Source organism: Rhodobacter sp. NSM, assembly GCF_052244495.1.
Taxonomy (GTDB): Bacteria; Pseudomonadota; Alphaproteobacteria; order Rhodobacterales; family Rhodobacteraceae; genus Cereibacter_A.
In genome coordinates, this window is record NZ_JBQPXH010000008.1 from 123,016 (window position 1) to 135,798 (window position 12,783).

Here is a 12,783-nt window from a genome sequence, read left to right on the forward strand (position 1 = left end):
GGTGCAGGCTGGCAGGCTTCTGCAACAGGAACATGTCGGACAGGCTGCGCCACGGCGGCGCGCCGCCGGAGAGGATGTCGCAGGCCCGGCCGCTCCCGAGCGCGGGCCTGCCATACGGCGGGAAGCCCTTGCCCTTCCTTGCGCCCCCGCATAAGAAGCGCCGGATTCCGGGGTCCGGCTGCGGGGGTTGATCCATGCCGCTTCTAGTGATGAAATTCGGCGGCACCTCCGTCGCCGATCTGGCGCGTATCAAGAACGCCGCGCAGAAGGTCAAGCGCGAGGTGGAGCGCGGCTATGACGTCATCGTCATCGTCTCGGCCATGTCGGGCAAGACCAACGAACTCGTGGGCTGGGTCGAGCAGACCTCGCCCCTGTTCGACGCGCGCGAATATGATGCGGTGGTCTCGTCGGGCGAGAACGTGACCGCGGGCCTCATGGCACTGACCCTGCAGGAGATGGAGGTGCCGGCGCGCAGCTGGCAGGGCTGGCAGGTGCCGATCCGCACCACCTCGCAGCATTCGGCCGCGCGCTTCCTCGAGATCCCGCGCGAGAACATCGACGCCAAGTTCGCCGAGGGCTTCAAGGTCGCGGTGGTCGCCGGCTTCCAGGGCATGAGCCCCGAAGGGCGGATCACCACGCTCGGCCGCGGCGGCTCGGATACGACGGCCGTGGCCTTCGCCGCGGCCTTCGGCGCCGAGCGTTGCGACATCTACACCGATGTGGACGGCGTCTACACCACCGACCCGCGCATCGCGTCCAAGGCGCGCAAGCTCGAAAAGATCGCCTACGAGGAGATGCTGGAGCTTGCCTCGCTCGGTGCGAAGGTGCTGCAGACCCGCTCGGTCGAGCTGGCGATGCGCTACAAGGTGAAGCTGCGGGTGCTGTCCTCGTTCGAGGACACCGACGAGACCTCGGGAACCCTGGTCTGCGACGAGGAGGATATCATGGAATCGAAAGTCGTCTCTGGCGTCGCCTATTCGCGCGACGAAGCGAAAATGACCCTCGTCACCGTCGAGGACCGCCCCGGCGTCGCCGCCGCGATCTTCGGGCCGCTGGCCGAGGCCGGCGTGAACGTGGACATGATCGTCCAGAACATCTCGGAAAAGGACTACGGCAGCCATCCGGGCTCGGTCACCGACATGACCTTCTCCTGCCCGATCAACCAGGTGGCCCGCGCGCGCAAGGCGCTCGAGGATGCCAAGGCGGCCGGCACCATCGTTTACGACGATCTGGTGGTGGACACCGAGGTCGCCAAGGTTTCGGTCGTGGGCATCGGGATGCGGAGCCATGCGGGCGTTGCCGCGACCATGTTCAAGGCACTCGCGGCCGATGGCGTGAACATCAAGGTCATCGCAACTTCCGAGATCAAGATTTCGGTGCTGATCGACCGGAAATATATGGAACTCGCGGTGCAGGCACTCCATGATGCCTTCGCATTGGAGACGGCCAACTGAGGCCGGCATTGGCGCCGGGGGGTCATGCCTGATCGCAGCGAAAGCGAAAGCCGCAAGCTTCTCAGGCGATTGCGGGACAGTCTGGCCCTGTCCGGGAAGGGGCAGGACCGGCTGGATCGCATCACGTCCCTCATCGCGGACTCGATGCGGACCGAGGTCTGCTCGATCTATCTCTTCCGCGATCCCGACACGCTCGAGCTTTGCGCGACGCAGGGGCTGAAGCCCGAGTCGGTCCACAAGACGCGGCTGAAGATGGGCGAGGGTCTGGTGGGCCGCGTGGCCCGGATGGCAAGCCCCATCAACACCGGCAACGCCCCCTCCGAGCGGGGGTTCCGCTTCATGCCCGAGACGGGCGAGGAAGTCTTTTCGGCCTTCCTCGGCGTGCCGATCCAGCGGGTGGGCGAGAAGCTCGGCGTGCTCGTCGTGCAGTCTCGCGAGGCACGGGAATATTCCGATGACGAGGTCTATGCCCTCGAGGTGGTGGCTATGGTGCTGGCCGAGATGGCCGAACTGGGGGTTTTCGTCGGCGAGGGCGAGGCGCTGTCGGCGAAGCATGTCCAGCCCGTGCTGATGCGGGGGTCCACCGGGCAGGAAGGCGCGGCCGAGGGTCACGTCTGGCTGCACGAGGCGCGCGTGGTGGTGACCAACCCCGTGGCCGACGATCCGGCGCTCGAGATCGAGCGGATCCGGGCAGCCGTGGCGCAGCTCCGCGTCTCGGTGGACGATCTCCTGTCGGCCTCGACGCTCGACAAGGACCAGCGGCAGGTGCTCGAGGCCTATCGGCTCTTCGCGCATTCCCGCGGCTGGCTGCGGCGGATGGAAGAGGACATCCTGGCCGGCCTCTCGGCCGAGGCCGCGGTGCAGAAGGAGCAGTCGGCGGCCCGCGCGCGGCTCGAGCAGGTGCCAGACGCCTATCTGCGCGACCGGCTGCACGACCTCGACGACCTCTCGCACCGGCTGCTCAGGATCCTGACAGGGCAGGGACGCGACACCGGCGCCGAGATGCCGGAGAACCCGGTGCTGGTGGCGCGCAACATTGGCCCAGCCGAGCTGCTGGAATACGGCCGACAGCTGCGCGGCATCGTGCTCGAGGAAGGATCCGTGGGCTCGCATGCCGCGGTGGTGGCGCGGGCGCTGGCGATCCCGCTGGTCATCCATGCCGAGCGAATTACGACCGAGGCGCTGAACGGCGACCACATCATGGTCGATGGCGACAACGGTCTCGTCCATCTGCGCCCGGAAGCATCGATCGCCGCGGCCTTCCGCGACAAGATGGCGATGCAGGCCAAGGCGCAGGAGCGCTACGCCTCGCTCCGGAACCTGCCCGCGCAGTCGAGATGCGGCACGGTCACGGGTCTCATGATGAACGCGGGCCTGATGGCCGACCTGCCCTCGCTCGATTCCTCGGGCGCCGAGGGCGTGGGCCTCTTCCGCACCGAGCTTCAGTTCCTGATCCGCGCCCAGATGCCGAAGCGGGACGAGCTGGCCAAGCTCTATGCGCGGGTGATGGATGCCGCGCGCGGGCACCGGGTGGTGTTCCGCACGCTCGACATCGGCTCGGACAAGGTGCTGCCCTATCTCAAGCCTCAGGACGAGCCCAACCCGGCGATGGGCTGGCGCGCGATCCGCGTGGGTCTCGACAAGCCGGGCGTGCTCAGGATGCAGCTGCAGGCGCTGATCCGGGCCTCGGCCGGGCGCGACCTGTCGATCATGTTTCCCTTCGTGTCCGAGCACCACGAGTTCATGATGGCGCGCAGCCACCTGCTGCGCGAGCTTCACCGCGAGCGGAGCCTCGGCCATCCGGTCCCGGTGAACATCTCGGTGGGCACCATGCTCGAGACGCCGAGCCTTGCCTATGCGCCGCGCGCCTTCTTCGAGACGACCGACTTCGTCTCGATCGGCGGCAACGACCTCAAGCAGTTCTTCTTCGCCGCCGACCGCGAGAACGAGCGGGTGCGGCGGCGCTACGACGTGCTCAACGTGAGCTTCCTGAGCTTCATCGAGCACATCGTTGCCCGCTGCGCCGAAACGGGCACGCCGCTCTCGTTCTGCGGCGAGGATGCCGGGCGTCCGGTCGAGGCGCTTTGCTTTGCGGCCATAGGCGTCCGGTCGCTGTCGATGCGGCCCGCCTCGATCGGCCCGGTAAAGGCGCTGCTGCGCCGGGTGGACCTGACCGAGGCGCGCAAGGTGATCGAGATGGCCCGTGCCTCCGGTGCCGAGACGGTGCGGCCCGCGATCCTCGAATGGCTGGCGACGCAGGTCGAGTGAGGCCTGCCGCCTGCCGCCTCTGCGTCTGAGGACGCACCCTTCATCCCGTCGGCCCTTCCGGCGGCCGGATGGCTTCGGCGCGGCCGGCCCGCGCATTGCGAGGCCGGCCGAACCTGCACATCGGTCCCGATTGACCTTGGCGGGCGAGAGGCGTAAGGGCGGCACCCGTGGTGAGTTGTTGCCGGATTGCGGGCCACGTTAAAGAAACCGCTAAAGAGGCGAGGGCTGACGGCCCCCGTGCTCTTCCGGCCAAGGCTTCGCGAGGGACGGTCGGGCATGACGAAGGACTGGAAGACACGGACGCAACTCGTCCACGGAGGCAGCCGGCGCAGCCAGTATGGCGAGATGGCCGAGGCGATCTTCCTGACCCAGGGATTCGTCTACGACACGGCCGGGCAGGCCGAGGCGCGCTTCATCGAATCCGGCCCCGACGAGTTCATCTATGCCCGCTACGGCAATCCCACGACCCGCATGTTCGAGGAGCGCATTGCCGCCATTGAAGGGACCGAGGACGCCTTCGCCACCGCCTCGGGCATGGCCGCGATCCATGGCGTGCTGACCTCGATCGTCCGGGCGGGCGACCATCTGGTGGCGGCGCGGGCGCTCTTCGGCTCGTGCATCTACATCCTCGAGGAGGTGCTCGGCCGTTTCGGCGTCGAGGTGACCTTTGTCGACGGTACCGATCTCGACCAGTGGCGGGCAGCGGTGCGGCCGGGCACCAAGGCCGTCTTCTTCGAATCGGTCTCGAACCCGACGCTCGAAGTGGTCGACATCGGCGCCATCGCCGAAATCGCTCATGCGGCGGGTGCCCTCGTGATCGTGGACAACGTCTTCGCGACGCCGGTCTTCTCGACGGCGGTGCGGCAGGGCGCGGATGTGGTGATCTACTCGGCCACCAAGCATATCGACGGGCAGGGCCGCGCGCTCGGCGGCGTGGTCTGCGCCTCGCAGCCCTTCATCCGCAAAGTGCTCGAGCCGTTCATGAAGCACACCGGCGGCTCGATGAGCCCCTTCAATGCCTGGGTGATGCTGAACGGCATGGCGACGCTCGATCTGCGCTGTCGGGCGATGGCGGACACGGCCGAGAAGATCGCCTTCGCGCTCGACGGCGATGCGCGGCTCTCGCGGGTGATCCACCCGTCGCTGCCGAGCCATCCGCAGCACGAGATGGCGAAGGCGCAGATGGAGCGGCCCGGCACGATGATCGCCCTCGACCTCGCAGGCGGCAAGGACGCGGCCTTCCGCTTCCTCGATGCGCTGCAGATCGTGAAGATCTCGAACAACCTCGGCGATGCGCGGACGATCGCCACGCATCCTGCGACGACCACGCACCAGCGGCTCACGGATGCGCAGAAGGCCCATCTCGGCATCACCGCAGGGCTCGTGCGGCTTTCGGTCGGGCTTGAGGATGCCGACGATCTGATCGCGGACCTGAAGCAGGCGCTCGATGTGATCTGAGTAGCCCCGCTCGGCGTATCAGGATCGACTGTTGGGGAAGGGGACGGCACCCTCTATATAGGGACCGACCCGATATGCACGAGGGGAAGCGAGATGAACGTCCTGACGCCCGTGGCCGAGCGCCTGCCGAGCCGCGAGGAAGCCGAGGAGGCGCTGGCCGTGCTTCGCCGCTGGGCGAAGCACACGCCAGCGACCGAGGTGGCGGCGCTCGCGCCGGAGGCGCCGGAGCTCGTCTATCCGGACCTGAACCGTTCCTATCCGCGCGGCTTCGTCGTGGACGAGGCCTACAAGGCCTCTCTGCCCGACCTGCAGAACGGACCGGCCAGCCTGATCGTCGGCGCGAAGGCCGTGATCCAGCACGTCGGCATCTCGAACTTCCGCCTGCCGATCCGCTACCACACGCGCGACAATGGCGACCTGACGCTCGAAACCTCGGTCACCGGCACGGTGAGTCTCGAGGCCGAGAAGAAGGGCATCAACATGAGCCGCATCATGCGGTCCTTCTATGCCCATGCCGAGCAGAGCTTCAGCTTCGAGGTGATCGAACGTGCGCTTGAGGATTACAAGCGCGACCTCGAGAGTTTCGACGCGCGCATCCAGATGCGTTTTTCCTTCCCGGTGAGGATCTCGTCGCTGCGCTCCGGCCTCGCGGGCTGGCAGTATTATGACATCGCGCTCGAACTGGTGGACAAGGCGGGCGTGCGCAAGGAGATCATGCATCTCGACTTCGTCTATTCCTCGACCTGCCCCTGCTCGCTGGAGCTTTCCGAACATGCACGGCGCGAGCGGGGCCAGCTGGCGACACCGCATTCGCAGCGCTCCGTGGCGCGGATCTCGGTCGAGGTGCGGCCGGGCAAGTGCCTCTGGTTCGAGGATCTGATCGAGCTTGCCCGTTCGGCGGTGCCCACCGAGACGCAGGTGATGGTCAAGCGCGAGGACGAGCAGGCTTTTGCCGAACTGAACGCCGCCCATCCGATCTTCGTCGAGGATGCCGCGCGCAGCTTCTGCCAGGCGCTGCAGGCCGAGCCGCGGATCGGGGACTTCCGGGTCGTGGCGAGCCATCAGGAGTCGCTGCATTCCCACGACGCGGTGTCGGTGCTGACGGAAGGGGCGACCTTTGCCGCGGAAAGCCTCGATCCGAGACTCTTCGCCAGCCTCTACCACGTCGGGTGATCCGCCGGGCTTGACAGCGGCCGGGACAGGCCGCACCGCTAACGCCGATCATGCTGGACCTGCGCCCCGTCGGATTCGTCATCGGCCTGCTCGTGGCGGTGCTGGGCCTCGCCATGCTCGTCCCGGCCGGGGTCGACCTGCTGCTCGGCAACGGGAACGGCGCGGCCATCCTCGAGGCCGCGCTGCTGACGGTTCTCGCAGGCGGAGCAGTGTCGCTCGCCTGCGCGAACGCGCCGACGAAGCAGCTCAACATCCGGCAGGCCTTCGTGCTGACGGCGGCAATCTGGTTCGCGCTTCCCGCCTTCGGAAGCCTGCCGCTGATCCTGGGCGAGCCGGACCTGACCTTCACCGAAGCGATGTTCGAGGCGGTTTCCGGCATCACCACCACCGGGTCTACCGTCATCGTGGGCCTCGACGACCTGCCGGCCGGCACGAACCTCTGGCGGGGAATGCTCAACTGGCTCGGCGGCCTCGGCATCGCCTTCATCGCCATGATCTTCCTGCCGGTCATGCGCGTGGGCGGCATGCAGTTCTTCCGCACCGAGGGCTTCGACACGCTGGGCAAGGTCCTTCCGCGCGCGACCGACATCGCGCGGGCGCTGCTCGGGATCTATGCCGGGCTGACGCTTCTTTGCATCGTCACCTATCTCGCCATCGGGATGGAGCCGCTTGACGCGGTCGTGAACGGGGCGGCCACCATAGCGACCGGGGGCTTCTCGCCCTCGGACGCCTCGTTCAACAAGTATCAGGGGGCGGGCGAATACGCCGGCACCGTCTTCATGATCCTCGGCGCCATGCCCTACATCCGCTTCGTGCAGCTGGTGCGGGGGGTGCCGCAGGCCTTCTTCGGCGACAGCCAGATCCGCGCCATGCTGCGCTGGATGGCCTATGTCGTCTGCATCGTCACCTTCTGGCGCTTCGTCACCTCGGACCAGGGGCTTGAGTCGACCTTCCGCGAGACTGTCTTCAACCTCGTCTCGATCTTCACGGGGACGGGGTTCTTCTCGGGCGGTTTCGGCGACTGGGGCGGCTTCGGCCTCGTGGTGGCCTTCTGCGTCGGCATGATTGGCGGCTGCTCCTCGTCCAGCTCGGGCGCGTTGAGCGTCTTCCGCATCCAGGTGGTCCTGACCGCGATCCGCGTGCAGATCGAGAGGATCGGGATGCCGGACCGCACGGTGGCGGTGCGCTACGAGGGCCGGAGGGTCGAGGACGACGTGATGAACGCGCTGATCCTCTATGTCACCGGCTATATCCTCGCCATCGGGGCGCTGAGCGTCGCGGTGACGCTGACGGGCGTCGATCCGACCTCGGCCCTCTTCGGGGTCTGGACCTCGATCGGCAACATCGGCTACGGCTTCGGCCCTCTGGTGGCCCCGACCGGCACCTTCATCGATTTTCCGGAGCTCGCCAAATGGTTGCTCATCCTCGCCATGCTGATGGGCCGCCTCGCCCTCCTCGCGCTGGTGGTGCTGGTGCTGCCGCGCTTCTGGCGGCAATGAGGCGCGCTTGACAGCCCGGCCGCCCGCCGCCAAGCCTCTCGCATGATCGACCCTCGCCCCGTCGGATACATCCTCGGTCTTCTTGTGGCCACCCTGGGGGCGCTGATGCTGCTTCCCCTGGCGCTGGATCTGGCCTCCGGCAATGCGCACTGGCTCGCCTTCGCCGAAAGCGCGACCGTCGTGACCGTGGCGGGCTCGATGCTCGCGCTGGCCTGCGCGAACGGGCGGGGACAGGGCAGGGGCCTCACCCTCCAGCAGAGCTTCCTGCTGACCACGGGCGCCTGGGTCGTGCTGCCGGTGTTCGGCGCGCTGCCCTTCATTCTGGGACAGCCGGACGCAGCCTTCACCGATGCGGTCTTCGAGGCGATGTCCGGCTTCACCACCACCGGCACCACGGTCTTCGTGGGGCTCGACGGGCTGCCGCTCGGCACGAACCTCTGGCGCGGCATGCTGCAGTGGCTGGGGGGGCTGGGGATCGTCATCGTCGCCATGATCTTCCTACCGGTGATGAAGGTGGGCGGGATGCAGTTCTTCCGGTCCGAGGGTTTCGACACGCTGGGCAAGATCCTGCCCCGCGCGCTCGACATCTCGACGGCACTGATCCAGATCTACCTCGTGCTGACGATCGCCTGCGTGATGACCTTCGTCGCGCTCGGCATCCCGCTCTTCGAGGCCGTCGTCCATGCGCTGACCACCGTCTCGACCGGCGGCTTCTCCAGTTCCGACCGGTCCTTCGGCCTCTTTCAGGGGCCTGCCGAATATGCCTGCGCCGTCTACATGGTGCTGGCCTCGCTGCCCTTCGTGCGCTTCGTGCAACTGGCGCAGGGAGAGGTCCTGCCGCTCTGGCGCGACCCGCAGGTCCGGGCCTACCTGCGCTGGAACAGCTATGCCATCGGCCTGATCGTGGCCTATGAGACCTTCACGCTCGACGCGCCGGTGCTGCCCACGCTGCGCGAGACCACCTTCAACGTCGTCTCGACCTTTTCGGGCACCGGCTTCTCCAGCGTCGATCTCAGCCTCTGGGGAACGTTCCCCTTCGTGCTGCTGATCGTCGTGGGGCTGATCGGCGGCTGCACCTCCTCGACCGGCTGCTCGGTCAAGGTGTTCCGCTACCTCATCCTGCTCGAGGCGATCAAGGTGCAGATCCGCCGCCTGCAGAGCCCGAGCGCCGTGATCTTCGTCGATTACGAGGGGCGGCGGGTGAGCGAGGACGTGATCAACTCGGTGATCCTCTTCTTCACCATGTTCATCCTCAGCTTCGGCGTGCTGTCGGTGCTGCTGTCGCTGACCGGGCTGCAGACCAAGACCGCGATCACCGCCGCCTGGACCGCCATCGCGAACGTGGGCCCGGCCTTCGGCCCCGAGGTGAGCCCGTCGGGCGCGGTGGATCAGTTTCCCACGCCGGCGAAATGGCTGATGATCGGCGGGATGCTGGTGGGCCGGCTGGAACTGCTGTCGGTCTACGTGCTGTTCACTCGCCGTTTCTGGCGCGGCTGAGGTCCCGTCGCGCAGGCCCCTCGATTGCGCAACCTGCTCCTTGGCCTGTTGCGCGGGGCCGCTGCTGCCGGGCGGCCCTCCGGTCGGTTGGCGGCGGGCAGAGCTGCCGCCAGCCTCAGTCCCAGCAGGACACGAGCGCCGTCATCCCGTCGCCCAGCCGTGCCAGATCCTCGGGGGCAAGGGTGCTGCCGCCGTCCGAGGTGCGGGGCAGGATGCCCAGCTCGGGCAGGCGGGCGGCGAGCGCCTCGGGCGCCAGCGCGAAGGAGACCCCGGCCGGAAGCTGGCGTGCTCCGTCGGGCGGGGCCACCAGCATCCCGAGCACCGCGCCCGATCCGTCGATGACCGGCCCGCCCTCGTCGCCCTCTTTCGTCGCGACGCTCAGGCGGCGCAGTCCGGCCTCGCCCTCGAGCCCGGACAGCGCATCGAGCACGCCGAAGGTCAGGGTCGGCGCAGGCAGCGCGTCACCGTAGGGATAACCCGCGACTGCGACGGCCGATCCCAGACGCGGCTCATCTGTCCGGAAGCTGGCGGTGACGCGCGGGGCCATCGCGCGGACGGGTTTCAGCACCGCAATGCCGAGGTCGGCATCCGTGAGCACAACCTCCGCCTCATGCTCGCGGTCGAGGGTCACGCGGCCGCAGCCCGCGACGGCTCCCGCACCGGTGACGACCGTGCCCTTCGCATCGACGAAGATGCCCGAGCGGGCGTGGCGCGGCTTGCGCACCTCGAGCCCGGCCAGCATCCCGCGCCGCTGCTCGTCGCTGAGCTCCACCATGCCCGGATCGAGCGCGCGGTCGCCGAAGGGGCGGAAGCTCGACTGCATGGCCGTCAGAACGCGCGCCATGCGCTCGTCGTCGCCGGGGTGCCAGACAAGCATGTAGCCCTTGATCATCCCGCCGCGCAGTTCGGCATGGGTGTAGCTCGCGATCTCGGCCGAGCGGCCCTCGATGGTGAAAGAGGTCTCGCGGCGCTCGCGCGTGCCCTCGCGCGGCACGACTTCCAGCGTCTGCAGGATGTCGTAGAGCCCGAAGAGCGTGTCCTGGTCGCCCGGCTCCGAGAGGAGCATGACCTGCACGCCCGATCCGTCCTTCGGCGCGTAATGCACGAAGGGCGGCTCATAGCGGTCGAAGGTGACGAGGGAAGTCGGCAGGACGATCCGGATGCCGGCTTCCTCCTCGGTGACGGTCTCGAGCCCGAGCTCGGCCTGCGCGCGGCCGTAGGCGTCGAGCAGCGCCGCCCGCTGGCGCGCGGTGAGGATGCCGGTCGCCTCGACGCCCCGGGCCCTCTGCCAGGCGGCCATCGAGGCGCGGGTGCCGGAGCCGAAGGCTCCATCGATGGACGAGCCGTAGAAGCCGAACCATTGCAGCGCCGCCTGAAGCTCCTGCCGTTCGCCGAGGGTCAAGAGCTGCTCGGACTGCCGCGCCTCGGCGGGCGTTTCGTCGGGCAGCAGTGCGGTTTCGGGGGCTTCCTCCGGACCGGGGGCCGCCCCTTCCTCCTCGAGGACCTGTCCGGTCCCGGGACCGGCAGGCTCTCCGGTCACGGGGCTGCGCATCGCCTCGCCCGGCGCGAGAAACGGTTCCCGGAAGTTGCGGCCATCGGCAATGAAGCTGTCGGGCGGCACCATCCCCGCGCCCAGCAGATCCCGCAGCCGCAGCCGCGCCACGTCCGGCCCGTAGGGACCGAGCACGATCCCGTACCACCCCGAGGAGAGCCGATAGCCGGACACGTCGGGGAAGACCTCGGCATAGGCGCGGGCGCGCTCGTCGGCCTCGGCCTCGGTCGGGCGGGCCTCGATCTGCACCCAGACCTGCGCCTGCGCCTCTACCTGCGCCTGCACCGGGGCTGCCGCCGGAACCGCCGCCGCCAGCCACAGAAGGAAGATCGCCTGTCTCATCATCCGCCGTCCCGCCTTGCTCCGGTCGCGGCAGCCGGCCCGTCAAATCCGGTCCGCGCGGCCGCCGCCGATTGACCCTCGCCTGCCTCTTGCCTATGGAGAGGGCGCTTTGCAAGAGGGCCAGCGCATGACCGGCAAACCCGTTCCCCCCCGCAGTTTTCAGGAAATCATCCTGCGCCTGATGAGCTATTGGGGCGGCAAGGGCTGCGCGGTGCTGCAACCCTACGACATGGAGGTCGGCGCGGGAACCTTCCATCCGGCGACGACGCTGCGCTCGCTCGGCGCCCGCCCCTGGGCGGCAGCCTACGTGCAACCCTCGCGCCGCCCGACCGACGGGCGCTACGGCGAGAACCCCAACCGCCTCCAGCACTATTACCAGTATCAGGTCCTCATCAAACCCTCGCCGCCGGATCTCCAGAAGCTCTATCTCGGCTCTCTCGAGGCGATCGGGATCGACATGGATCTCCACGACATCCGCTTCGTCGAGGACGACTGGGAGAGCCCCACGCTCGGCGCCTGGGGCCTCGGCTGGGAAGTCTGGTGTGACGGGATGGAAGTCAGCCAGTTCACCTATTTCCAGCAGGTCGGCGGGCACGACTGCAAGCCCGTCTCGGGCGAGCTCACCTACGGGCTTGAGCGGCTGGCCATGTACGTCCTCGGCATCGACCACGTCATGGACATGCCCTTCAACGATCCCGACGGGCCCACGCCGCTCAGCTACGGCGACGTCTTCCGCCAGACCGAGCAGGAATATTCGCGCTGGAACTTCGACCAGGCCGACACGGACATGCTCCTCCAGCATTTCAGGGACGCCGAGGCCGAATGCGAGCGCATCCTCGCCGCGCCCGAGACCGACAAGGCCGGCCGTCGCATCGTCATGGCCCATCCCGCCTATGACCAGTGCATCAAGGCCAGCCACCTCTTCAACCTGCTCGACGCCCGCGGCGTGATCTCGGTGACCGAGCGGCAGGCCTATATTGGCCGCGTTCGCGCGCTGGCGAAGAAATGCGCCGACGCCTTCGTCACCACCGAGGCGGGGGCTGCGGCTTGAATGGCAAGCTCCTCGCCGGTGGCATCGTGCTGACCGCCCTGATCGCCGGAGCCGCGGTCTGGTGGACGCAGCTCTATGCCTATTACGAGGAGGCCGCGTTCACGCCGGGCGACGAGATCCGCCTGACGCCGATCCTCGGCGACGCGCCCGAGGCCATCGTGGCGAACGAGGTGACGGGGATCGATTCCGGCTCGTCGCCGCTCCGGTTCCGGGCCTGCTTCACCACGCCGCTCAGCCAGGCCATGCTGACCGAGACCTACCGCGTCTACCCCGATCCCACGCCGCTCAACGCGCCGCCCTGGTTCGACTGTTTCGACGCCGAGCGGATCGACACGGCGCTGCAGAAGGGCGAGGCCATCGCCTTCCTGTCCGAACATGACATTGCCCCCGGGGTCGATCGCGTGGTCGCGGTCTTTCCCGACGGCCACGCCTTTGCGTGGCACCAGCTGAACGCCGAGGAACAGTAGCCATGCCCGATCTGCTGATCGA

The 12,783-nt window shown here is 68.0% G+C and carries 9 protein-coding genes and 1 riboswitch; of the genes, 8 read left to right on the forward strand and 1 reads right to left on the reverse strand.

Going from position 1 to position 12,783, the window contains the following annotated elements:
* Positions 1–194: 194 nt before the first annotated feature.
* The 6 genes from ACTVZP_RS15755 (at position 195) to ACTVZP_RS15780 (ending at position 9,349) form a co-directional block, all read left to right on the forward strand.
* A complete protein-coding gene (locus tag ACTVZP_RS15755; RefSeq protein WP_443213119.1) occupies positions 195–1,454 on the forward strand; it encodes an aspartate kinase in 1,260 nt (419 codons plus the stop codon).
* 24 nt (positions 1,455–1,478) lie between these two features.
* Positions 1,479–3,722, forward strand: coding sequence for a phosphoenolpyruvate--protein phosphotransferase (gene ptsP / locus ACTVZP_RS15760; RefSeq protein WP_443213120.1), 2,244 nt, complete (start codon positions 1,479–1,481; stop codon positions 3,720–3,722).
* Positions 3,723–3,879: 157 nt separating this feature from the next.
* A riboswitch (SAM riboswitch) is annotated at positions 3,880–3,957 on the forward strand.
* A 41-nt stretch (positions 3,958–3,998) separates the two neighbouring features.
* Positions 3,999–5,180, forward strand: coding sequence for an O-succinylhomoserine sulfhydrylase (metZ, locus tag ACTVZP_RS15765; RefSeq protein WP_443213121.1), 1,182 nt, complete (start codon positions 3,999–4,001; stop codon positions 5,178–5,180).
* Positions 5,181–5,273: 93 nt separating this feature from the next.
* Positions 5,274–6,353 carry a GTP cyclohydrolase FolE2 gene (folE2, locus tag ACTVZP_RS15770; protein ID WP_443213122.1) on the forward strand — a complete coding sequence of 360 codons (1,080 nt, stop codon included), beginning with the start codon at positions 5,274–5,276 and terminating at the stop codon, positions 6,351–6,353.
* Positions 6,354–6,403: 50 nt separating this feature from the next.
* Positions 6,404–7,852 carry a TrkH family potassium uptake protein gene (locus tag ACTVZP_RS15775; protein WP_443213123.1) on the forward strand — a complete coding sequence of 483 codons (1,449 nt, stop codon included), beginning with the start codon at positions 6,404–6,406 and terminating at the stop codon, positions 7,850–7,852.
* A gap of 42 nt (positions 7,853–7,894) precedes the next feature.
* Entirely contained in the window at positions 7,895–9,349 is a 1,455-nt protein-coding gene (locus ACTVZP_RS15780; protein ID WP_443213124.1) for a TrkH family potassium uptake protein, read from the forward strand.
* Between the two features lie 115 nt (positions 9,350–9,464).
* Here ACTVZP_RS15780 and ACTVZP_RS15785 read toward each other — a convergent pair whose 3' ends face one another.
* On the reverse strand, positions 9,465–11,246 hold the full coding sequence (locus ACTVZP_RS15785; RefSeq protein WP_443213125.1) for a serine protease: 1,782 nt from the start codon (positions 11,244–11,246) through the stop codon (positions 9,465–9,467).
* A gap of 124 nt (positions 11,247–11,370) precedes the next feature.
* On the opposite strand from ACTVZP_RS15785, the gene ACTVZP_RS15790 reads away from it, so the two are divergent.
* Entirely contained in the window at positions 11,371–12,294 is a 924-nt protein-coding gene (locus ACTVZP_RS15790) for a glycine--tRNA ligase subunit alpha (RefSeq protein ID WP_443213126.1), read from the forward strand.
* Positions 12,291–12,761: a DUF6446 family protein gene (locus ACTVZP_RS15795; RefSeq protein ID WP_443213127.1), complete on the forward strand. Its 471-nt coding sequence runs from the start codon at positions 12,291–12,293 to the stop codon at positions 12,759–12,761. Before ACTVZP_RS15790 ends, ACTVZP_RS15795 begins: the two co-directional genes overlap by 4 nt.
* Positions 12,762–12,783 lie beyond the last annotated feature (22 nt).